Below are 22,360 nucleotides of genomic sequence, written 5' to 3'. Positions count from 1 at the left end.
CCGCTCCACCCCTCCCCCAACCCCCCGGACACCAGGCACCAGGCACCAGGCACCAGGCACCAGACACCGCTTCGCACCCTCACCCCCACCGGGCACCAGGCACCGCTCCACACCTCCCGCCACCGGGCACGGCTTCACACCTCACCCGTCACCAGGCACCAGGCACCAGGCACCAGGCACAGGCACGGGCACCAGGCACCGCTTCACACCTCCCGCCACCGGGCACGGCTTCACACCTCACCCGTCACCAGGCACCAGGCACCAGGCACGGGCACCAGGCACCGCTTCACACCTCCCGCCACCGGGCACGGCTTCACACCTCACCCGTCACCAGGCATGGGCAACGGGCAACGGGCAACGGGCAACGGGCAACGGGCAACGCTCCAGACCCCACCGGGCACCGCTTCACCCGTCACCGGACTCCGGGCAACGGGCAACGCCCGCTCCAGCCTCACCGCATCACCGGTCACACGCCACCAGGCACCAGGCACCGCTTCACAACTCGCCCGTCACAAGGCACCGCTTCAGCCCTAACCCGTCACCAGGCTCCGGACTCCGGGCACCACTCACCGCCTCACCGCACGTGCGCCACCTCCGACGCACTCAGCTCATGCAGGCGGTAGGCGATTCGCTCGCCTCTCACCCTCGCGTGCCGATCACCGAACCGTGGTTCATGCAGGCGGTCGCGTCGGCGCCTTGGCCGCTGCTGCGGTTTTCGCTCGCTGGCAAGTTATTAGGCCGTCATCGGATGAAATAACGGCGTTCGACAGCAGGTTTCCGGCGGGCCTGGGTAGCTGGGTGGGGTGGTCAGGGGTAGATCATGTGGGCGGGTGGGTTGGTGGTGCGGCGAGCGAGGGGGTAGTAGATGGCGGCGGTGATGAGGAGGCCGATGATCCAGGAGATGTCGGCGCCGCCGAGTTTTTCGGTGAGCGGGCCGGTGTAGAGCTTCTGCGCCAGGAACGGGATCTGGGCGGCGATCCCCAGGAAATAGGAGCTCAGGGCAACTAGATTCCAGGCGCCGTAGCGACCGGCCGGGTCGTAGAGGGCAGGAACGTCGACCCGCTCGCGGGAGATCAGGTAGTAGTCGGTGAGGTTGATCGCGCTCCACGGGGTGAAGACCATCAGCAGGACCAGGACGAAGTTCTTGAAGTTGTCCAGGAAGTCCGCCGACGCGAAGATCGCGATCAGCACGGAGACGAGCAGGAAAGCACTCGTGTACGCCGCGCGCACGGCGGGCCGGAACGCCGCCGTACGAGTGAAGGCCGAGACGGTCGTCAGGATCGTCATCGAACCGCCGTACGCGTTGAGGCAGTTGACCGCGAGCTTCCCGATCACGATCACCAGATAGATCAGTACGGCGATCGCACTCGGGCCGGCCAGCGAGCCGAGGTAGCCGACCTGGTTCGCCAGGAAGCCGGCGCCACCCGCGGCGACCAGGGCGCCGAGCGTCATCGACCATTGTGAGCCGATCACGCTGCCGAGGAAGGTGGCCAGGAACGTCGTCCGCTCCGGTGTATCGCGGGGCAGGTAGCGCGAGTAGTCGGCGACGTACGGGCCAAAGGTGAGTTGCCAGCCGGCGCCGAGCGAGATCGCCAGCAGGAATGTCGCCCAGGCGAACGGCTTCGCCCCGAAGAGCGCACCGACATCGACCGTGACGAGGAACCGGATGCCGAGGTAGCTGAAGCCGACCACCCCGCAAACGGTGGCGATCCGGCCGAGCCGGTGGATCCAGCGATAGCCGAGGGTCGCGACGACAGCGGTCAGTACGCCGAAGATCACGATGCCGATGGCGGCGCCGTCGACGTGCAGGATCTTGTTCACCGCTTGGCCGGCGAGGACCGTGCCGGTGGCGGCGAAGCCGAGGTACATCACGACGACGAGGACGAGCGGCACGACCGCGCCGTACACGCCGAACTGCGCGCGACTGGAGATCATCTGCGGCAGCCCGAGCCGCGGCCCTTGGGCGGAATGCAGCGCCATCACGATCCCGCCGAGGATGTTGCCGATCAGCAGCCCGATGATCGCCCACAGCGCATCGGCGCCGAACACCACCGCGAGCGCGCCGTCCACCACCGCGGTGACCTGCATGTTCGCGCCGAACCACAAGGTGAACTGACTGAAAGGCGTACCGTGCCGCTCAGCATCCGGCACCACATCGATACTGCGCCGCTCCACGACACCATTGCTCATGCCCAGCATGTTGCCACCGACAACGACCCCGCTAAACGCGAATATCATCGCGCGAACTCGGCGAAGGCCGCTCCCAACCGGCAGATATCGCCTGGCGCGCGGAGTAGGCGAGGTCGTTCAGGCCACCGGGCTCGCCGAGGTGGACTGTCGGCTGAGCGTTCAGGGTTAGCGGAGGGCCGGCCGCCGTGGTCGCCTAGACGGACTGTCGCCTGGACGTGCGGGGTTAGTGGAGGTCGTCCAGGCCACCAGAGTCGCCGAGCTGGACTTGTCGCCTGGGCGTGCGGGGTTAGCGGAGGTCGTTCAGGTGGCCGCCCGGGGTCGCCTAGGTGGACTGCGGTGGCTTGGGGGGTGTAGCCGAGGCGGCGGTAGATGCGGTCTGCGCCGTCGTCGCCTGGAGTCAGCCAAGCGAGCGTCGCACCGCCGAGCTCAAAGGCCTGCTGGGTCGCGTACGCCGTGGCGAGTGCGCCTAGCCCGCGGCGTCGGTGGGATGGAAGCGTGCCGACTCCGGCGACCTCGGTGACCCCATCGGCAACGGCAGTCCAGACGGCGGTTGCCACCGGTACCCCGTCCGCTCGGACCAGGATGCTCGCGCCGTTGACCGGGTCGGCCTGGAAGATCCGCTCTCCGAGTTGCATCTCGTACGCCGCGGCGGCGACCGCGTCCACCTCGGCCTGCTCTTCGGGCGCTGAGACCACCGAGGCAGTGACGCCTTCGGGGAATTCCGGCAACACCAGGTCGGCCGGCTCAACCACGAGCAACGGCGGCCGGGAGACGAGAGTCATCCCGTTGGCAGCAAGCGCCTCAGCCAGCCCCGGATTGGCTTCCTCGATCAACTCCGCACTGACCCAACGCCCCTCTGCGGCGAACGCCTTGCGAATCGTCTCGATCGCCCAGGGCACTTCCTCCAGATCAAACGGCACACCAGGCTCAGCAGCCACCACCGTCGACAAGAACCACAGATCCTCGTCATGCAGCAACCCGACCAAGGGCCCCACCACGATCTGCCGCCGCGACCGAATCAACCCTTGCAACTGAGCGGATGCAATCCGTGCCCCAATCTCCACCCCAAGACCCTAACCCCCACGCGGCCGATCGGCGGACACAGCCGCAGAGGAAGGCGGTTCTGCCTGCAAGAGGTCCTCTCCGCTACCCGAGAGGACCTCATGCGTTGAGCAGGTGCGTCAGCGGGCAATGCGCGACGTCGACCGGAGAGGCGTGACGGAACCATGCGAGTCAACCGCGCAGAGGGTGAGGACGACCGACGTGGGGCCACCGGGCACATCGGCAGTGGAAGTGATGGGCATGACGACGGCGTCGCCGTCGCAGACGCTGCGAGTCCTGCCCACGGGATATCCCTTGTCGCCGACAAAGGCGGTCACTTCACCGAAGCGGCAGCCACCTCCGACCGTACTTTTGACCTCGCCCGTGGCCGTTACCGAGCGGTTGGAGAAGTTGACCGTGCCTGTGTAGAAGCTGTTGCCGTAGATCAGCTCGAAGGGTTTCGCGGCTGTTGTGGCTGCCTGGGCGGGCGCGGCGATGCCGATCGTTCCGAGGGTGGCTACTACGCCGATGCCAGCAGCAACAAGTCGTCGCATATTTGCTCCTTGAGGGTTGTTAGTCGAGTCGCAAGGAGTCTGCTTCGTTGCACACAGCAATGAAAGCTTTTTGCAGGTTGTGGCAATGTGATGAATCAGTCGGCGAGGAGGGTGAGGTCCAGTAGGCGGTTGAGGTCGGCAGGGGTGGGGGGATGGGGGAGGACGGGGGCGAGAGCCTCGAGGGTTGCGATGAGGTGGTCTCGTACGGCGGAGCGCGTGGTGGCGCGGGTGGTGGCGAGATGGCGGATGACCTTGGTGGCTCGGGGGGACTCGTCTACCAAGGTGGCGATCGTTGTGTCGGGGTCCGGAGCAGAGGTGTCGTCGGGGGCCTTGGTGTGGGTGTCGGCCAAAGTCACCGTGAGGGTGGCACCCAGGGCGGTGGCTAGGCGGGTTAGGGCGGCGAGGGTGGGGTTGCCTCGGCCGTTCTCGAGGTTGGCGATGTAGGGGACGGAGAGGCCGGCGTCGACGGCGACCGAGGCGATGGTGCGGTCGGCTGCCTTGCGGCGGGCTCGCAGGGCGTTCCCCAGCTCTAGTTCGTCCACGCGAAGACTCTATCTTCACAGAACACAGTTGCCAAGGAGTGTTCTGAGGGGATACTTTCCGGAGAGTGAGGATTCTTGGAAACCGCGACTTCAGGTTGCTCTGGTCCAGTAATGCGATCTCGGGGATCGGGTCGTGGTTGCTGATCGTGGCACTGCCGGTGCAGGTGTTCGCGCTGACCGGCTCGGCAGCGGCGACTGGACTCACGCTGGCTCTGGAATCCCTTCCCGCGTTGGTGATCGGCCCCTGGGCGGGCGCATTCCTCGACCGCTGGAACCTGCCCAAAGCGATGTGGCTGGCCGACCTCACCAGCGCAGCAGCCGTCGCCTCGATCCTCCTCGCGGACCGGCCCGAGCGGGTCTGGATCATCTACACGGCCGTCCTCGCCGAGAACATTGCAACCACCGTGTTCCGCCCGGCCTCGCGTGCCCTGATCCCCGCGGTCGTCGGCACAGGCGACGAGCTCGCTGCGGCCAACTCGCTCACGGCGTTCTCGGGCAGTGTCATCCGGCTCGCCGCGCCGCCACTCGGCGCCCTCCTGCTGGCCGGGCCCGGCATCCGATTCGTTCTCATCACAGATGTCGTCAGCTACCTGCTGTCGGCAGCCATCATCGCCAGGATCAACCGAACCCCTGCACCATCAGACAAGCAAGAAGAACGAGGAGCCCTGCACGGCCTCCGCTACCTGCGGCACAGCAAGATCCTCCGCGGCATCCTCGCCGGCAACGGCGTCTTCCTCACCGCCAACGCCGGACTCACCGCTCTCCTCGTCCCGCTCACGGTCGAACGACTGCACGCGCCGGGCTACGCCATCGGCTACCTGATCTCCGGCCTCGGCGCCGGATTCCTCGTCGGTGCCGCGATCAGCGCCAGAGCCCAGACCTGGCTGAGCGTCCGCAATCTCCTGATCGCCACCCAGCTCGCCACCGCGGCCGCCTTCTTCGCTTTGGTCAACGCCCCCAGCATCAGCTGGGGTATCGCGGCCGCCGCTCTCCTCGGGATTCCCGGCAGCGTCCTGCTGATCACCGCGGAGACCACCGTCCAGCGCATCACCCCGACCGGAATGCTGGCCAGGATCGGCGCGCTGTTCTTTGCGATGGATTCACTCTCCGTCATCGTAGGCGCACTCATCGCCCCTGCCCTGATCAAGCTCGCAGGCCTCCCGACAGCTCTGAATCTCCTCGCCGCCGCAGCCCTGCTAGCAGCCCCGATCACCCTGTTCGCAGTACCGTCACATCCCGCCGCGCTGACCCGGCCGAAGCTGTCCGAGCCGCATTGATCCGCTCCGTGTCCGGGCATGCGCCAACGGTTACCAGGATGTCCGACAATGTGACCAGGATCGAAAGGGTGCCGGTGTTCGAATCGTTATTGGTAAATACCGGCAAACATTCTTGACAGCGGAAATCTCAGGCCGCTCCGGAACCGGTCCCGACCACTCTGACCAGCGGTTTCACCGTTGTAACCAGGTCCGGCCACGACAGCCGTCCCGGACCGGCGTAAGGCCTCTGTAAAGGTCCCTACCGGTTTATTCCCTGGCCCGCGATTTTGCTGTGTTCTTCTCTTAACAGAACCGCCCCCGAAGCCGAAGGACCGAAGATGACCGAGTCGTTCGAGACCACCGCACCGCACCGCCGCGTGCGAGTCTGGTTCGGCGCCCACCCGATCGCGGATCACACCGCCGTCGCGGATCAGGCCGCGCAGTACGAAGAAGCCATGCGTCGCCGGTTCGCGTCGCTGCGTGTGACCAACGAGCCCGTGCTGGTGACCGCCGGGGAACGCATCCGATGACCACCCGCCCGACGTTGCTCGGCTACGTGCGAGCCGACGCGTTGAGCTGTGCGGAGGAACTGGCCGCGGCGACCGACTCGCTGGCCCTGTTCGCGAGCACCGAGGGGTACACCCTCGGCACCGTCTACACCGAGCGGGACGCGGCCGAGTCCGCCGCCTTCCATGCGTTGCTGGATGAGGCGAAGCGGACCGACGTCCGGGCGGTGGTGGTACCGACGCTCCAGCACCTCGGTGCGGTCGGCGGCATCCGGCCCCAACTCGAGTTCCACCAGGCGGCGGACCTGAGGTAACCCACAGACAAGCGGAGCTGACGTCTTGACCCCTGCATCGGCGTCGGTTCCGCTCTCCACCTCCACAGCTGCACCGGAATGCCGGGCGGTAGTGGATTCAATAAGGCCCCACCGGCTGCTACCGGTGGGGCCTTATTCGTGCAACGGGAAACTCAGGCGATGATCGTGTAGCCGTAGCGCTTCATGACAGCCGCCGTCGCAGCGTTGAACACCCCGGTCGCCGGCAGTTTGAACTTGATCTGGATCTTCTTCACCATCTGCTGGAAATGCAGATGCCACGGCACCCCGGCCGGCGGCCTGGTCTCGGCCCGGCTGATCGCCGCGATCTTCGGATGCGCGGCCCAGGCGAGCACCTGGGCCCGGTCCGCACCCCACACCCCGCTCATCGAGTCGTGGGTCCGTGCATACTCCATCGCGCCCAGCGAGATCGTCGTGTTCGGCGGCGGTGGCTGCGGTACGCCGGGCGCCGGGTTCGGGTGGTAGTGCAGATACAGCTCCCACGTCATCCCGTAGTACCCGGGCGGTCCGTCGTCCTTGCCGCGGTTCGCCAGCCCGTTCCGCAACCGCCGGTACTCCGCGACCTGGTTGGCCGCGCCGCGGGACAGATCCTTGTCGCCCTGCGCGATCGCGTGTACGTGATACGGCCAGCTCGCCTGGGCCGGCGTCCGCAGCCAGGCCGCGAACCCGACCTGACGCAATGCCAGTACGACGGCCTGCCGCTGCGCCGCGGTGAGCGCCTCGCAGGCCACGTCAACCGCGCCGCCACCGTCATGGGTGCCGGCCGACGCCGCCACGCCACCCTTGTTGTACGAGCCCTGAAGAATCGTGAACTCGAACTTGGCCAGCCGTTCGGCAGCCTGGACCATCGCCACGGTGCGCTGGTTCAGCTGCTTGCCGCGCCAGACAATCCTTGCCTCAGGCATCTAATTCTCCGAGGATCCGGTCCGCGTCCTCGGCGGCGCCGAGCGCCTCCAGAACGTCCAGGTCTTCCTCGGTCAGTTCGGCCTCGTGGACCTCGTCGAAGACGTCCGTCATCGCACTACCCCTCCCCCTTGTGAACCGTCCACGGCCTCCCCCGGCCCCGGAACGCTTTTCAGGGTAGGTGCAGCCCGGTCCACCCGTCCATGTCCGATCGGACCGGCGAAGGTTTGAGGAACGTCAAGTTTTCGCCCCCGGGTTGGTTCATGATCGCGCCGATGGGGTACCTCTGTACGTGTCCCGCGGTTCAGTCGGCCCCATTCGGGCATGGGTGGTGCTCACCGAGCCGCGAGTTCTCCCACTGAGGGGCGGGAGAACGACCGAAGGCGGCGGGCGTATCCCACGGTACGCCCGCCCCTGGTTCGGTGGGCCCAGATCGACCGCCTGCTTGACGAAACGCAGGCACCGGCCATCGGCCTGCTCGCGATCCAGCAGGGCATGCAGTTCCTGCTGAAGACCGAGATGGCCCCGAGGCGCTCAGCGAGATCGGGGCGGCGACCGTCAACCGGTTGCTGAAGAGCTGAGGCGATGAACGGTTGCTAAAGAGCTGAGGCGACGAAGAGGTAGCGGTTGAGGCTGAAAAAGTAGGCGTCGCCGAGGCTGCGGAGGTCGTCGGCCCAGGCCTGGGCCTCCGGTGCGGTGACCTTGGCGCGGCCGGGGACGAAGCCGGCCACGATGTCGATCAGGCCGGCGCTGTAGGTGCGCGGATCGAACCCCGCGTTCAGCATCGGGACCACCTCGCGGTGGGTGACCGTGAAGCCGGCCTTGCCGAGCAGGTCGCCGAGCGTGCGCGGCAGCCGCGGATTCTCCAGGTGCTCCTCGAACGCGGTCAGCACCCGGCCCATCCGGTCCCGGTCGCGGGAGTGCCAGACGATCGAGTCCCAGTCGGTGTCCAGGACGACGATGCGCCCGGCAGGCCGGAGGACCCGGCGGATCTCGGCGAGCGCGCCGGCCACGTCCTCGACGTACTCGAGGACTTGGGTGGAGACGACCACGTCGAAGCTCTCGGCACCATGCGGGAGCCGCCCGGCGGAGGCGAGTTCGAGCTCGATCTTCGCCCCACCCGGCACCAGCGCGCGGGCGCCGGCGATGGTCAGCATGCTCTCGCTGATGTCGATCCCGCAGATCCGGCCGCCCGGACCGACCTCCTCGGCCATCTCGGCCGCGAGCAGCCCGGGTCCGACGCCGACGTCCAGCACCCGGTCGTCCGGCCGGAGCGCGAGCGCGATCCGGACCACCCGGCGCTGCTCGATCACATCCGGCGTCGTGTAGACCGACTCGATCTGCCGAGACACCTCGGGATCGAACTGAAGATTACTCATTCCCGGTCTTCCCATCCGCGGCCGGCAGATCCGTCGCCCATGGACGACATCATGGTCCGCCCGGAGCCGAAATAGGGAGACCAGATGGCCACCAATCGCATCAAGCTGCAACTGGTGGCCATCCGCAGACCTACGTGCAGGTCAGGTGACGAGGCGGCATCACGCCGGTTTCGAAGTACTTCGTGATCTCGGTCCGCGCACATTCTGAGTTGAACCAGGCCGTGTGGCCGTACACATCGGTGACCAGCAGCTGGCTGCCGCGCAGTTGCCGGTGCAGCCCGCGCGCCGACTCCAGCGGGGTCGACGGGTCGTGGGTGTTGCCGACGAGCAGGATCGGCGGCGCGTCCTCGACCGGGGTCGGCTGCCAGGGGTTGCTCGGCGGGATCGGCCAGCCGGAGCAGGCCGCCGAGATCGCCCAGCCCTCCACCGCCCCGCCGGTCCGGGGTGCGACGGCCTTGGCGAGAGCGAGGCGCGCCTTCGCATCGGCGTACGAGGTGAGCTGCGGCGGGAAGTCCATGCAGGAGACGGCCGCGTACGTCGTACCTGGATCGCCGACGTAGGTGTTGCCGACGAAGCCGGAGCCGTCGCCCTTCTCGGCGTCGGCCAGCGCCTGCGCGAACGCGGTCCACGGGCCGATGTAGTCGCCGACCGCGGGGATGAGGACGGGCAGCGACATCCGGATCGCGTCACCGTCGATGCCGCCGGTCAGCGGCAACTTGTCGGCCTTGCGGACCACCTGGTCGTAGACCTTGCCCGCGTCGCGCCCATGCAGCGCGCAGTCCGGGGTCGTCTTGCACCAGGCGATGAACTTGTTGAAGCCGTACTCCATCTGGCGCGACTCGGTCACCATCAGCCGGGTGGCTCCGTCGGCATGGTTCATCACGCCGTCGAGCACCATCCGGTTGATCCGGTGCGGGAACAGCTGCGCGTAGACGGTGCCGACGTACGAGCCGTACGAAGGGCCGTAGTAGTTGAGTTTGCCGACCCCCAACGCCGCCCGGAACGCGTCCAGGTCGCGCGCGGCGGTCCTGGTGTCCATGTTGGGCAGAACATCGCCGTGCTGCTTGAGGCACAGTTCGCCGAGAGCGCGACTCGACTTCACCATCGCGTCGTACTCGGCTTTCGACTTCGGAAACACCGGTACGCCGGGACGCAGGACCGGCCCACAATCCAGATCGGTCGAGCCGCCGGTGCCCCGCGGATCCCAGCTCACGATGTCGAACTTGTCCCGCCACTGCGAGAACACCTCGGCGATCGCCCCGTGCGCCAGGGCGGACGCCCCCGGCCCACCCGGACCGCCCGGGTTGAACGCGAGCGTGCCGATCTTGTGCGCCTGATCCTTCGCGGGCAACTGCGCCACCAGCAACTCGGTCTTCGCGCCGGCCGGCTTCGCCCAGTCCAGCGGCACCGTCAGCTTCCCGCACAGCACCGCCGACCCCGGCTCGCACTCGGCCCAGGCCACCTCACCCGGCGCTGCGGTCGCGACGGCGGGCAGCAGCGCGGCCACCAATGCACCGGTGGCCAGCGCCGCGGACCCTCTCAGCAATCGTCGATTTCTCATGGAGCTGAACCTATGAAATCCAGCCCCTCCCGGTCATCCACCATCTGGCGGATCCGGTCTAGCACCCTGGTACTACGGGAAGACCCTTGGTCCACCCCGCCTTGTCTGTCAGGGTTTTCAGTGCGCCGGAGCGAAGTCGATGAAGCCGACCACCTCGAGAAGTTTGCCCGAAGGGGCAAGCGTCACGACATCGGTGCCTCCGGCAACGGCGGGCTGGCCGGGCTGTGCCAGTTCCCAGGTCCAGCGGAGCCGGTTGTGGTGCTCGTCGATCTCGCCGGTCCGGGCGAAGCGGAAGCCGGGGAACATCTCATGGGCGGTTCCGACCATCTTCGACAGCTCGTCGTGGCCGGTCGCCTCGAAACTCGGGTCGACGTACATCGCCTCGTCGCCCCAGAGGTCCGCGATGATCTTGGCCCGGTCGTCCGCGTCGTCGCAGTTCCACATCGCGAAGTACTGGTCGGCAAGGGAGGTGCTGGTCATGGTGACTCCTCGGAAGGTTCGTTCGGGTTGATGACCAGAACTCTGCCGCCGGTGGCGTCGGTGGTCGATGACGTCGGAGGTAATGGCGGTGGACACCTCAGCGGTTACGGTCTGAGGTATGACCGCGACAGTCGAGGACACCTTCCAGCGCCCGGTCGGCGAACTGCTCCGCGGCTGGCGCGAGCGGCGCCGGCTCAGCCAGCTCGACCTCGCCAACCAGGTCTCGGTGTCGACCCGGCATGTGAGTTTCGTCGAGACCGGCCGCTCGAAGCCGAGCCGCGAGATGGTACTGCGGCTCGCCGAGCATCTCGACGTACCGCTGCGGGATCGCAACCAGCTGCTGCTGGCCGGCGGCTACGCGCCGATCTACTCCGAGACCTCGCTGCATTCGCCGGCCATGCTCGCGATCCGCTCCGCGCTGCGCCGGCTCCTCAAGGGCCATGAGCCGTACCCCGCGCTGGTGGTGGACCGCTGGTGGAACCTCGTCGAGGCGAATGCCGGAATCGCCTTGTTCACCGAGGATGTAGCGCCACAGCTGCTGACGGCACCGATCAACGTACTACGACTGACCCTGCACCCTGACGGCCTCGCATCCCGGATCATCAACCTCGCCGAGATCCGCGCGAACGTCCTGACCAGCCTGCAACGCCAGATCACCAGCACCGCGGACCCTGACCTACAGGACCTGTACGACGAACTGCGCGGGTACTCCGGTCCGCCGGGCCCGGATCAGCCGGGTGCGGCCGAGGTCGTCGTACCGATGAAACTGCGGCACGGGAAGCACGAGTTGTCGCTGCTGACCACGATCGCGACCTTTGGTACGCCGCTCGACGTGACCGTGTCGGAGCTGATGATCGAGCAGTTCTTCCCGGCCGACGATGCAACTGCCAACTATCTTCGAGGACTGTGATGGAACTGCCCGACAACCAGCTCGCCGATACTGGCGAACTGCACCTGGCCTGGCTCGACTACTACCGGCAGACCGTCGAACGCAAGCTGGCCGGACTGAGCTCAACCGAGCTGACAACCAGCCGGTTGCCCTCCGGGTGGTCACCGCTCGAACTCGTGAAACACCTTGTTTACATGGAACATCGATGGATCCGCTGGGGATTTCTGGCCGAGCCGTTCGACGAACCATGGGGTGACTCGGGTGGCGCGGAGGACGAGCCGTGGCGGCTCGCGCCCGGCGACAGCCTCGACAGTCTGCTGACGCAGATGCGCGCCGGCGGCGAACGGACTCGCCAGGTCGTCGGGGGGAGGGAAGACCTGGCGGAGCACGCCGCCGCCGGCGGGAGGTTCAGCGTCGCGGAGGAGAGACCGACGCTGAACTGGGTTCTGTTTCACGTCCTGCAGGAATACGCCCGGCACGTCGGCCAGCTCGACATCGCCCGTGAGCTGGCCGACGGCGGCACCGGAGAATAGAGGAGGGGTTCTACCGGTGGGTCGGCAGCCCGGTGGGCGGCTGCGTGGGCAGGTGCGGCAGGCTCGGCGTGGCGGTCGGCCAGGTCGGCTTGCCGGTCGGCGGGACGGTCGGGAGCTGCGGACCGCCGTGCTTCCCGGGCAGGGACGGGGTCGGCAACTTCGGCAGGGTCGGCTTGCCCGGCAGAGTCGGCTTGCCGGGGAGCGTCGGCTTCGTGGTCGGGACGGGCGGAAGGGTCGGCTTTCCCGGAAGCGTCGGCGTCGCGGTCGGGAGCTTGTCGGCCACGCAGGGCGGCAATTCGGGCTTGCCCGGCAGGGACGGCGTCGCGGTCGGGACCGGCGGCAGGGTCGGCTTGCCAGGCAGCGTCGGCTTGGCCGTGGGGACCGGCGGAAGGGTCGGCTTGCCCGGGAGCGTCGGCTTGCCCGGGAGCGTCGGCTTGCCAGGCAGCGTGGGCTTACCGGGCAGCGTCGGCTTCGTGGTCGGCACCGGCGGAAGGGTCGGCTTGCTCGGCCACGTCGGCTTGGTGGTCGGGACCGGCGGCAGTGTGGGCTTGCCCGGAAGGGACGGCGTACCGGTCGGCAGATGCGGCTTGCCGGGGAGCGTCGGCTTGGTGGTCGGGACCGGCGGGAGGGTCGGCTTGCCCGGCAGGTGCGGCGTGCCAGGAAGCGTCGGCTTCGTGGTCGGCAGCGACGGCTTGCCCGGCTTGGGCACGGTCACTGTGACCTTGACGCTCGCCTCCACCTTCACCTTCACCTTGTCCGGCGCCTTCACCGGCGGCAGGCAGGTCGGGTCGACCGACGGCACCGCGATCGGCGGCTTGCTGCCACCGGTCAGCAGGTTCTTCACGCCGGGAGGTCCCCCGACCGCGGCGGACACTGTCGCGACAGTGCCGGCGAGGGCAGTCACGCCCGCCGCGGCCAGTCCTCGGCGGAGCCAGGCGAGCCGGCGGCCGCGCCGCATCAGGTCGGCCGGATCCGGCTGGAAGGGCTCCAGGTCGTACTCAAGCGCGTCGCGCACCCGAGACTCGTCAGTCATGCGTTTCCTCCAACAGTGGTGTCGATCAAGTCGGGTGCCAGACGCAGCTTGCCCAGGGCCCGGGACGCGGTGCTCTTGACCGTCCCGGGTGCCATCCCGAGCAACTCGGCGGTCTCCGCTTCGGAGAGGTCCTGGGAGTACCGCAGTGCGACCACCGCCCGTTCCCGGACGGTCAGGCCGGCCAGTGCGGACAGCACGGCCTCCCGGGTCTGCACATCCCCGGCGAAGTCCGCCACGGACCGCTGGTCCCAGTCGTTCTCGACCGGGTCACTCGGTACTTCGTTGGACCAGCGCCGGCGAGTCTGCGAGAGGAACCGGTTCACCAGCACCCGGCGTACGAACCGGAGTGGATCACCGTCCAGCCGATGCCATTTCGGATACGACCGCATCAACGCTTGCTGGACCAGATCCTCGGCCGTGTGCCGGTCCCCGCAGAGCATCTCCGCGAACCGGAGCAACGGGGTGGACTGGGCCTGCACGAATCGCTCGAAGTCGGCGTCCGCGGTCCGGGTCATCGGTTCTCCTCTGCCTCTGTCACACCGGTCCAAACCCGCTGGGTCACCACTTCGGTTCTGTCTGTGCACGAACTTGTTGGAAGAAATTTATTCACGAGCTATACAGATCCACCGAATGTTTGTCACATTGGGTGGGCCGTGCGTTGCGCCCGGTAGCAGTCCCCTCACCGCCCCGGAGGTTCCGCCCATGCCTATCACCCGCAAACCGCTGGCCGCACTCTGTCTCGCGGCTGCCCTCGCCATCCCCTTGTCCGGTCATGGCGTCGCCGCCACTCCGAACCCGGTCAGCCTCGCCGCGCAACCGGTCGAGGGCTCCGCCAACATCCGGATCGACGGCAGCCGCATCATCCTCGGCGACGCCGCCGCCACGATGGGATCCGTCGAACTACGCCAGCGCTCCGGCATCGCCAATCTGGCCCCGGTCCGGTTCAGCTCCGCGACCTCGGCCGTTGTCGTCGGCTACCAAGCCGGTACGCCGGACAGCTCGACCGCCGAGGTCGACGTCCGCGCCTTCGTGAAGAACCAGTGGACCGAATGGACCCCGGCTGCCCCGGGGACGCCGACCGCACTTCCGGCGGCCAGCGACCAGGTCCAGCTCCGGATCATCGTCCTGGCCCCGCCGAAGGGCGCCAACCCCTGGGTCAGCGACGTCAGCATCCAGCCCACGAACGCGATCGAGGCCGGCCGGATGACCATCCAGGCCGCGCCGCTGAAGTCACGGGTCTTCGCCACGCGCGAAGGCCTGGTCGGCGGTACGACGGCCAACGGGCACGTGATCATCAGCCGCGACCACTTCGTCGCGCTGCCGTCACGTCGCGGCCTGGCAAGCAACGGTTCGGGCAACTACACCGTGAAGGTCTGCACCACGAGCGGCAGCCGTTGCGCGTTCGAGCCGGTCTGGGACGTCGGCCCGTGGAACACCAAGGACGACTACTGGAACCCGAGCGCCACCCGGGAGATGTGGGAGGACCTTCCGCAGGGCAAGCCGGAGGCCCAAGCGGCGTACCAGAGCGGCTACAACGGCGGTAAGGACCAGTTCGGCCGTACGGTCGCGAACCCGGCCGGCATCGACCTGGCCGACGGCGTCTTCTGGGATGCCCTCGCCCTGCCGGACAACGGCTTCGTCGACGCCACGTACCTCTGGACCGGCGACGGCGGCCGCGGCACGGTCTCGATCACCTCCGGCTACCTGAACATCCGCAACGCGGCCAGCTCGACCGGCGCCGTCGTCGGCATGGCCGGCAAGTCCGCACAGGTCACCGTGGAATGCCAGACCACCGGCCAGAGCGTCTCCGGCTCACAAGGCACCACGAACGTCTGGCTCCGCGTCAACGCCGGCATGTACGTCTCCAAGGCCTGGATCAGCGCGGGCACCTTCGGCACCTGCTGACCCCCGCTTGCGCCCGTAGTACCAGCTCATCAGTACTACGGGCGCACGGCGCGCTCTGCTACTTCGGGAGCGGGTTCACCGCGTTGTCCGGGAACTGCTTGAGCAGCTTGCCGGCGGCGTCGTAGACGAAGACCGCCAGTTCGTCAGGGTCCGGGCCGGTGACCTTCGTGACGCTGCTCCCGGCGGAGACCTGCTTCTGCACCTTCCCCGGGCTCACCAGCGCGGTCGACTCGACCCAGCCGGGGATTCCGCCGAGCCGGTAGACCTTCGCGTACCAGGCCTTCTTGCCCCTGGTGTAGACGACGGTCGCCACCTTGGTGTTCTTGAAGACCGAGTTGGCCGCGACCCCCTTGCCGGCGCCCATGCTCTGGATCCCGGGCGAGGTGCCGTCGCCGATGTTGTCGTTGCCGATGGTCGCGCGCCAGCCGAACGGCTCGAACGGCTCCTCGCCGGGCAGATGGCTGATCAGCGCCCATTGCGTTCCACGGGTCCGGAACGTCACGTCCGGGGCGATCTCGACCGAGCCGTTCGCCGCCAGCTGACCGACGGTCTGCGGCTTGTTCTGGAAGATGTACTTGCTCTTGGCAACTGTCTTCGGTGGCGTAGCCGCCTGATCCACCTTGCTGGGAACGAATCCGTTCTGGGCCGCCACCGGCTGGTCCGCTGCCGCAGGGCTGACACCCGACTTGCCGGTGCCTGCCATGGCCGCTCCGGTGATCGTGATGCCGGCCACCGCGGCGGCCGCGAGCCCGGTCACCGCCAGCCGTGCGGTTCTCTTCGATCTGCTCATCTTTTTGTTGCCCTCCACAAGAATCGACGGTGGTTCTCAGTGGGAAGGACGCGGGATCACCCCGAAGGGTTCTTCACTTCGCGAGCGGATCCTTGCCCCTGCCGAAACTCGCCAGCAGCTTGCCCGTCACGTCGTACGCGAACACGGACAGCTCTTCGCCCGCCGGCGGTGCTGGGGTCATGTGGATCCCGGCCGTGATCGTCGCCGGCGAGTTGGGGGCGGTCACCAGCGCGGACGACTGCACCCAGCCGGCGATCCCACCCAGCCGATAGACCTTTGCGTACCAGGCCTTCTTGCCACTCGTGTAGACGACCGTGGCGGCCTTGGGACAGTTGAAGACCGAGCTGACGAGCAGCGCCTTCCCCGAATCCAGGCTCTGGATCCCGGGGTCGGTGCCGTCACCGATGTTGTCGTTGCCGACGGTCGCGCGCCAGCCGAACGGCTCGTACGGCTGCTCGCCGGGCGCATGGCTCACCAGCGCCCATTCGGTTCCCCGGGTCCGGAAGGTCACACCGGTTCCGATCTCGACCGAACCGTTGGCGGGCAGCGAACCGATCGACTGCGGCTGGTTCTGGAATACGAACTGCTGCGCGGACGATTTCGGTGTGGAAGGTTTGGGCGGCACGACTGTCGGCCCACCGGCGACGGGCGGCGAGAACGGCTCGGAGCCGCCCTGGTTCGCCGTACCGTAGACGCCGCCGGCAACCACGACAGCGACCGCCGCCGAGGCGATGCCGGCGGCAACCATTCCTCTGGTCCGACGGCGCCGGTGCGCGCCCGCGATCACGCGGGACGGGTCCAGCGGGCTCAACTCGTCAGCGTCAGCCTGGAGCAGGTCGCGCAGGTCTTCGTCGTTCATGCCTTCCCTCCCACGTAACTGGCGCTCAGGCCCGGGACCGCCCGCAGTTTCTGCAGGGCCCGGGAGTGCGCGCTCTTGATGGTGCCGACCGCGACCCCGAGCACCGCGGCGGTCTGGACCTCGGTGAGGTCCTCGACATAGCGCAGGACGATCACCGTCCGTTCCCGGCGGGTCAGCGTGCCGAGAGCGGCGTTGAGCACCAGCCGGCGCTCGACGTCGTGCGCCGGGTCGGTAACGGTGCGATGGAAGTCCTGGTCGAGTTCGGCGGCGCTACCGCTCAGGCGTTCCCGCCAGGGGCGGCGCCGGAGGAAGGACAGGTGCTGGTTGACGACCGCTTGCCGGACGTAGCCGAACGGGTCGCCCATCTCTATCTTGTCCCAGCGCAGGTAAGCCTTCTCCAGGGCGGTCTGGACGAGATCCTCGGCGAGCGCGGCGTCGCCACAGAGCATCCGGGCGATGTACACCAACCGCCCGGACCTGGCCACGACGAACGCGGTGAAGTCCTCGTCCCGTTCTCGCATTCAACCTCCCGTCACCCCGCCCTTGTACTGCAAGACGCGGTCCGAGCGGGGAAGGTTCTGTTCCGGCCGGAGAATTTCAGCGGTGTTGCAGGTGGGACGACTGCAGCCCGACCGAGAGCGACCGGGGCAGGTCCGGGTGGACCAGGTCGGCGGCCAGCCGGACCCGGTCGCGGCCGGCGGCCTTGGCGGCGTACATGGCGCGGTCGGCGCGCTGCAGCAGGTCGTCGACGGTCATCCCGTCGGCCGGGTAGACCGCGACCCCGATCGAGACGGTGAGATGGAGGGTGTCGGGGTCCAGGTCCGGCTCGTCCAGGACGCCCGCGCACATCGCGGCCAGCGGGCTCGCGGCAACGGCGTTCCGCAGCCGGTCGGCGGTCACGGTCGCGTCGGCGACATCGGCGTCCGGCAGCGCGATCACGAACTCCTCGCCACCGAACCGCCCGATCACGTCCTTGGTCCGGATCGCGCTGCGCAGGATCGTCGCGACCGCGCGCAGCGCCTCGTCGCCGACCAGGTGGCCGTGCCGGTCGTTGACCTGCTTGAAGTGGTCGATGTCGATCAGCAGCACCGCCATCGGCTCGCGCTGGGTCCGCGCGTTCCGCAGCATCTCCTCGGTCCGGCGCCGCCACCAGTCGACCCGGCCGAGGTTCGTCTTCGGGTCGGTCTGCGCCTCGGTCTCGAGCTGGCCGAGCAGCAGCGCCCGTTGCGCGGTGAGCGTGATCGGGATGGCGACGAACGCGAACCACGGGCTGACCAGCGTCGCCGCGGCGAGCAGGCAGCCGAGGGTGGCGGCGGTCGCGTCGACACACCAGTCGTCCTTGTCGCCGATGGTGTCGCGCCGGCTGCTGCCCGGCACGATCAGCGAGATCGCCAGACCGCACAGCAGCATGTCGGTCACCACGTACGCCGCGGCGCCCAGCACCATCGCGATGACGATCCCCAGCGAGTAGTCGCCGGTCAGCTGCTGCCCGCTCACGAAGACCGCGTGCGCGGCGCCGACGGCGAGCACATGCACCGCAGTACTGAAGGCCCAGCGGTACGGGATGCATTTGCCGGCCCGGATCCGCCACCAGATCCGGAGCAGTACGGCGACCAGGATCGCCAGCGCGGGATGCAGCACGAACGCGGCCGCGATCATCCAGGCCGACGCCAGGTCCTTGTGCAGCGCGCCGCCTCTTCGTCGGCGGCTCTCCACCCGGCGCGCGCCCTCGACGGAGATCAGCGCCGAAGCGGTCAGCGCGAACACCACGTCGATCCCACGCCACGACGGCAGCGCGGCGAACGCCTTCACGCCGTACCCGAGCGCCGCGAGGTCGACCAGCGCGACGACACAGAACGCCTGGACCGTCAGGGTCCAGAGCGCCCATTTCCGCACCGCACGCCTACTCTGCGCAACCATTACCTCCCACGGTACGACGAGTAAGGGGTCGGCCCCAATCCGCGACGGCGCGCTCCCGATGACGAGTTGGAAACGAAGTTGCTGATTCCGAAAACACTCGTTTGATCAAAAATCACCGATCGAACCCTTCGCGCGGGGGCGTAGGAGGTGGTAGGACGGCCAGATGGAATTGTCCCCAGCGCCTCTTCTCTCGGCTGCCGCGGAGCCGCTGTACCGGGCGGCGGTCGTGGGCGGGAGGACGAACCTGGAGGTCTTGGCCGAGCGTGCGGGTGTCGACCGGGCGGTCGCTGCGGACGAGGTGCGGGTGCTGGCTTCCATCGGGTTGCTCGAGGTGACCGACGGCGGGATCGAGGCAGTCGCTCCGCGGATTCCGTTGGAGCAGGTGGCGGCTGAGCATGCGAGAGCTGCTGACGCCACTCGCCAGATCGCCTCGGTCTTTGCCGACATCTGGAGCGAGGCCGGCGACCGGTCGAGTTTTGTGGAGGTCATCACCGACGAGGCGCGGTGCGCGGCAGTAGAGGCCAAGCTGATGGATGACACCGCCTTGACCGTCGACGGTTTGTGCATCGGCCCGGTCTCACCGCGGAAGATCCAGACCGGGATGGAGATCCCGCGGCCCGGCGTGGCGGTCGGATTCCTGGCGGCGATGGAACGCGGCGTGCGAGCACGCGGGCTCTACGGCGTATCGGTTCTCGAGGACTTCGAAGGGCTTGCCGCTGTCCATCAGTGCATCGCGGTCGGCGAGCAGGCGCGCGTCTTCGCCCAGGTGCCGCTCAACCTGATGCTGTTCGACGACAAGCGTGCGCTGCTGTCGGTTCCGGGCCAGAAAGGGGCCCGGCGGTCACTCATCATCGTCCACGAGTCCGGCCTGCTCGACTCCTTGATCGGCCTCTTCGACGTCTTCTGGCAGATGGGTGTGCCGCTGTCGGCGGAGTCCCAGGTGGTCGACGCGCTGGACGGTCCGGGTCCGGACGAGCAGCAACTGCTGTCCTACCTGGCAGCCGGTCTCACCGATGAGGCGATCGCCCGCGACCTCGGCGTGAGCGGTCGCACGGTCGGCCGGCGGATCGCTCGTCTCGAAGAGGTGCTCGGCGCTCACAGCCGGTTCCAGCTGGCCGTCCAGGCGAGCCGCCGCGGCTGGATCTGAGCCGGCACAGCAGCACCCCCTCGAGCCCGAAGCACAGCAGCACCTCCTCGAGCCCGATGCGCTCGAGGAGGTGCCATTGCTCAGGCTGGAACTTCCAGGTTGACGATCACTCCGCTACGGAAGCCGTGAACGCGCCCGATCCGGAGTCGGCCTTCACCACGAGGCGGTAGGTGCCCGCCGCGTTGTTGTAGGTGAACGACTCGTCCGGGTTCGGGCTGGTGCCCTGGGCAACCGTCACCCAGGAGAACCCCGACAGCTTCTGCAGGTAGACGTCGAAGTCGCTGCCGGTCGGCCCGTCGAGGCAGACCTTGAGCTGGCCCGCATCGCTGTCGCTGAAGGCAGCGAACGTCTTGCTGCCACCTGCGGTCAGGCTGCCGGTGTAGGCGAGCGCGCCGGTGCACGTCCCGCCACCGCCGCCGGAGACGACCCACGAGAACGACACACTGGCCGTCTTGCCCGCGGCATCAGTGACCTTCGCCGTCACCGTGGAGGTGGCCGCCGTGGTCGGCGTACCAGAGACCAGACCCGTTGAGGCGTTGATCGTGAGGCCCGCAGGGAGACCCGTCGCCGTCCATGAGTACGGCGTGGTGCCGCCCGTCGCTGCGAGCTGCAGCGTGTCAGCGGTTCCTGCCGTGCTCGTCTGGGCGCCGGGGTTGGTGACCGTCGGGGAGCCGGGATCCGGGGTGCTCGTGCCGCACGTCTCGGTCGTGGCCGCGACGGCGATGGCCGTGAACGCCTTCTCGACCGCCAGGCACTCTGCCGAGCCCTGGCCGTAGAGGTCCTTGGCGGACTTGATCGCGCCGGTCCGGGCGTTGGAGTACTTGCTCGACGACGTGAGGTAGGTCGCCAGCGTGCGGTACCAGATCTTCTCGGCCTTGGCGTGACCGATGCCGGTCACCGCCGCGGCGCCGCCACAGGTGGGAGAGTCGTAGTTGACCCCGTTGACCGTCTTGGCACCCGAGCCCTCCGAGAGCAGGTAGTACCAGTGGTTGAGCGGGCCGGAGGAGTAGTGCGGGTTGAGGGTGCCGAGCGTCGAGGACCAGCAGTCCTTCGACACCCCGTCCTTGCTCGGCTTGTCCATGTAGCGCAGCGGCTTGCCATCGCCGTTGATGTTGATCAGCTCGCCGATGTAGTAGTCCGGTACGTCGTTGGGGCTGTTCACGTAGAACTCGACCGCCGTACCGAAGATGTCGGAGTTCGCCTCGTTCAGGCCGCCGGCCTCGCCGCTGTACACGAGCCCAGCGGTGTTCTCGGTGACGCCATGGCTCATCTCGTGCGCGGCGACGTCCAGTTCGGTGAGCGGGGCAGCGTTGTTCGCACCGTCGCCGTACGACATCTGCGTGCCGTCCCAGAACGCGTTCACCATCGCGTCGGCGAAGTGGAGGCGCGAGCGGGCGCCGCGACCGTCGTTCCAGATGCCGTTGCGGCCGAGCTGGGTCTTGTAGTAGTCGAACGTCTTCTGCGCGCCGTAGAGCGCGTCGACGGCGGCGGACGCGCGGTCGGAGTTCGTCCCGGTGCCCCACTTGTCGTCGGCATCGGTGAAGAGGTCACCGTCCGGGCCTTCACCGGTGTTGGGGTCACCCTGGTTGTGGACGTCGGTGGCCGTGTTGCCCGTCGCGTCCCTCATCTCGAAACCGCCGCCGGACTTGGCGGTGGTGCTGATGGAGACGTTGTGGGCGAAGATGCCGTCGCCGGTGCCGGTCTTGATCTCGTCGTCGGTCAGGAGCACGGTGCCGGTGCCGGCGTCGACGTAGGTGTGCAGCCGGGTCGGAACCTGGTTGGCCCGAGTGCCGGTGGTCAGTACGTCGTACGCAAGCTTGGGACCCTTGTCGGTGACGAGGACGACCAGCTCGCTCCCGGCCGGCTTCTCGTCCTTGGTCGCCTGTGCGGTGGCGAGGCCCTTGGCCTGTGCTGCCGCCTTGGAGATCTTCGGGGTCCGCGACGCGGGGACGACGCTCTTGCGGCCGAGGTTGTAGGTGACGTCGGTGACCGCGCCCTTGGCGTCCTTGTGGGTGACCAGGTCCCCACCGATCACCCGCAGACCGTCGAGCGTGCGCTGGTACCGCACGTGGGTGCTGCCGTCAGCGTCCTCGATGACCGCTTTGACGGTCAGCTTCTCGCCCGCTGCCAGGCCGAGCGCCGAGGCACTCGCCGGAGCCTGCGCCTGCTCGCTGGCAGCCAAGGAGCTGGGGTCGTGGGCGACGGCGCCAGGACGTACCTGGTCGGCGTGGGCGGCGAAGAAGGGCGTCATCACCAGCCCCGTAGCGAGAAGACCGCTGGTGGCGATCAACTTGGTTTTGGGTCGTTTCACAACTGCTCCTTGGGGCGGGGTCGACGATCGGCCGACCAACGGCGTTCGGGTGCTCCGAGTTTGAGCACGCCCCAGGACCAGCGGAAGGTGTCTCGCTGGCGGAGATCGGCACCGCCGATTTAGGACATCACCCGGCACCGCCAGCATCGTTGCCGACAGCACCAAGGCAGCAGTCAGTAGCCCGGTGGTGACCCTGGAGGGCCGGCACCGGGCTCAGAAGGTGTGGGCA

At 68.0% G+C, this 22,360-nt stretch carries 22 protein-coding genes; 7 read left to right on the top strand and 15 right to left on the bottom strand.

All coding sequences use genetic code 11. From position 1 onward, the window contains the following. Positions 1-807: 807 nt before the first annotated feature. From ABZ004_RS29020 to ABZ004_RS29005, 4 genes are all read right to left on the bottom strand, one after another. On the bottom strand, positions 808-2,190 hold the full coding sequence (locus ABZ004_RS29020) for a cytosine permease (RefSeq protein ID WP_355684245.1): 1,383 nt from the start codon (positions 2,188-2,190) through the stop codon (positions 808-810). Positions 2,191-2,234: 44 nt separating this feature from the next. After that, positions 2,235-3,254 carry a GNAT family N-acetyltransferase gene (locus ABZ004_RS29015; RefSeq protein WP_355684244.1) on the bottom strand — a complete coding sequence of 340 codons (1,020 nt, stop codon included), beginning with the start codon at positions 3,252-3,254 and terminating at the stop codon, positions 2,235-2,237. Between the two features lie 117 nt (positions 3,255-3,371). Beyond that, a complete protein-coding gene (locus tag ABZ004_RS29010; protein ID WP_355684243.1) occupies positions 3,372-3,785 on the bottom strand; it encodes a hypothetical protein in 414 nt (137 codons plus the stop codon). Positions 3,786-3,880: 95 nt separating this feature from the next. Continuing rightward, positions 3,881-4,327 (bottom strand): helix-turn-helix transcriptional regulator, encoded by a 447-nt coding sequence (locus ABZ004_RS29005; protein ID WP_355684242.1) that lies wholly within the window; start codon positions 4,325-4,327, stop codon positions 3,881-3,883. 65 nt (positions 4,328-4,392) lie between these two features. Here ABZ004_RS29005 and ABZ004_RS29000 point away from each other — a divergent pair, with 65 nt between their 5' ends. The 3 genes from ABZ004_RS29000 to ABZ004_RS28990 all read left to right on the top strand — a co-directional run bounded on the left by ABZ004_RS29000 (position 4,393) and on the right by ABZ004_RS28990 (position 6,403). Next, positions 4,393-5,604 (top strand): MFS transporter, encoded by a 1,212-nt coding sequence (locus ABZ004_RS29000; RefSeq protein ID WP_355684241.1) that lies wholly within the window; start codon positions 4,393-4,395, stop codon positions 5,602-5,604. A gap of 317 nt (positions 5,605-5,921) precedes the next feature. After that, entirely contained in the window at positions 5,922-6,113 is a 192-nt protein-coding gene (locus tag ABZ004_RS28995) for a hypothetical protein (protein WP_355684240.1), read from the top strand. Beyond that, complete coding sequence (locus tag ABZ004_RS28990; protein ID WP_355684239.1) at positions 6,110-6,403, top strand: hypothetical protein; 294 nt, start codon at positions 6,110-6,112, stop codon at positions 6,401-6,403. The genes ABZ004_RS28995 and ABZ004_RS28990 overlap by 4 nt, the downstream gene beginning before the upstream one ends. Before the next feature lie 152 nt (positions 6,404-6,555). Here ABZ004_RS28990 and ABZ004_RS28985 read toward each other — a convergent pair whose 3' ends face one another. The 4 genes from ABZ004_RS28985 to ABZ004_RS28970 form a co-directional block, all read right to left on the bottom strand. Next, positions 6,556-7,326 (bottom strand): hypothetical protein, encoded by a 771-nt coding sequence (locus ABZ004_RS28985; RefSeq protein ID WP_355684238.1) that lies wholly within the window; start codon positions 7,324-7,326, stop codon positions 6,556-6,558. Between the two features lie 594 nt (positions 7,327-7,920). Continuing rightward, the gene (locus ABZ004_RS28980) at positions 7,921-8,703 is read right to left on the bottom strand and encodes a methyltransferase domain-containing protein (protein WP_355684237.1); all 783 of its coding nucleotides are present in this window, start codon (positions 8,701-8,703) and stop codon (positions 7,921-7,923) included. 130 nt (positions 8,704-8,833) lie between these two features. After that, a complete protein-coding gene (locus ABZ004_RS28975; RefSeq protein ID WP_355684236.1) occupies positions 8,834-10,264 on the bottom strand; it encodes an alpha/beta hydrolase in 1,431 nt (476 codons plus the stop codon). A gap of 117 nt (positions 10,265-10,381) precedes the next feature. Beyond that, a complete protein-coding gene (locus ABZ004_RS28970; RefSeq protein ID WP_355684235.1) occupies positions 10,382-10,744 on the bottom strand; it encodes a nuclear transport factor 2 family protein in 363 nt (120 codons plus the stop codon). Positions 10,745-10,862: 118 nt separating this feature from the next. Here ABZ004_RS28970 and ABZ004_RS28965 point away from each other — a divergent pair, with 118 nt between their 5' ends. Next, entirely contained in the window at positions 10,863-11,654 is a 792-nt protein-coding gene (locus tag ABZ004_RS28965) for a helix-turn-helix transcriptional regulator (protein ID WP_355684234.1), read from the top strand. Continuing rightward, on the top strand, positions 11,654-12,166 hold the full coding sequence (locus tag ABZ004_RS28960; protein ID WP_355684233.1) for a DinB family protein: 513 nt from the start codon (positions 11,654-11,656) through the stop codon (positions 12,164-12,166). The genes ABZ004_RS28965 and ABZ004_RS28960 overlap by 1 nt, the downstream gene beginning before the upstream one ends. Before the next feature lie 10 nt (positions 12,167-12,176). Here ABZ004_RS28960 and ABZ004_RS28955 read toward each other — a convergent pair whose 3' ends face one another. Further along, positions 12,177-13,199: a hypothetical protein gene (locus ABZ004_RS28955; RefSeq protein WP_355684232.1), complete on the bottom strand. Its 1,023-nt coding sequence runs from the start codon at positions 13,197-13,199 to the stop codon at positions 12,177-12,179. Then, positions 13,196-13,714, bottom strand: a complete 519-nt coding sequence (locus ABZ004_RS28950; RefSeq protein WP_355684231.1) for a SigE family RNA polymerase sigma factor — start codon at positions 13,712-13,714, stop codon at positions 13,196-13,198. The genes ABZ004_RS28955 and ABZ004_RS28950 overlap by 4 nt, the downstream gene beginning before the upstream one ends. A 187-nt stretch (positions 13,715-13,901) precedes the next feature. On the opposite strand from ABZ004_RS28950, the gene ABZ004_RS28945 reads away from it, so the two are divergent. Next, a complete protein-coding gene (locus ABZ004_RS28945) occupies positions 13,902-15,104 on the top strand; it encodes a hypothetical protein (protein WP_355684230.1) in 1,203 nt (400 codons plus the stop codon). 58 nt (positions 15,105-15,162) lie between these two features. On the opposite strand, the gene ABZ004_RS28940 is transcribed toward ABZ004_RS28945, so the two are convergent. From ABZ004_RS28940 to ABZ004_RS28925, 4 genes are all read right to left on the bottom strand, one after another. Beyond that, a complete protein-coding gene (locus ABZ004_RS28940; protein WP_355684229.1) occupies positions 15,163-15,894 on the bottom strand; it encodes a hypothetical protein in 732 nt (243 codons plus the stop codon). Between the two features lie 73 nt (positions 15,895-15,967). Further along, positions 15,968-16,753 carry a hypothetical protein gene (locus tag ABZ004_RS28935; RefSeq protein ID WP_355684228.1) on the bottom strand — a complete coding sequence of 262 codons (786 nt, stop codon included), beginning with the start codon at positions 16,751-16,753 and terminating at the stop codon, positions 15,968-15,970. Beyond that, a complete protein-coding gene (locus ABZ004_RS28930) occupies positions 16,750-17,274 on the bottom strand; it encodes a SigE family RNA polymerase sigma factor (protein WP_355684227.1) in 525 nt (174 codons plus the stop codon). Before ABZ004_RS28930 ends, ABZ004_RS28935 begins: the two co-directional genes overlap by 4 nt. Before the next feature lie 76 nt (positions 17,275-17,350). Then, positions 17,351-18,673: a GGDEF domain-containing protein gene (locus tag ABZ004_RS28925; protein ID WP_355684226.1), complete on the bottom strand. Its 1,323-nt coding sequence runs from the start codon at positions 18,671-18,673 to the stop codon at positions 17,351-17,353. 163 nt (positions 18,674-18,836) lie between these two features. On the opposite strand from ABZ004_RS28925, the gene ABZ004_RS28920 reads away from it, so the two are divergent. Further along, entirely contained in the window at positions 18,837-19,820 is a 984-nt protein-coding gene (locus ABZ004_RS28920; RefSeq protein ID WP_355684225.1) for a helix-turn-helix transcriptional regulator, read from the top strand. A gap of 106 nt (positions 19,821-19,926) precedes the next feature. On the opposite strand, the gene ABZ004_RS28915 is transcribed toward ABZ004_RS28920, so the two are convergent. Beyond that, a complete protein-coding gene (locus tag ABZ004_RS28915) occupies positions 19,927-22,131 on the bottom strand; it encodes a M4 family metallopeptidase (protein ID WP_355684224.1) in 2,205 nt (734 codons plus the stop codon). Between the last annotated feature and the right edge of the window lie 229 nt (positions 22,132-22,360).

Origin of the sequence: Kribbella sp. NPDC006257 (genome assembly GCF_040613535.1) — a bacterium.
Taxonomy (GTDB): Bacteria; Actinomycetota; Actinomycetes; order Propionibacteriales; family Kribbellaceae; genus Kribbella.
Note: the sequence above shows the minus strand (reverse complement) of the source record. Positions and strands in the feature narration are given on the sequence as shown.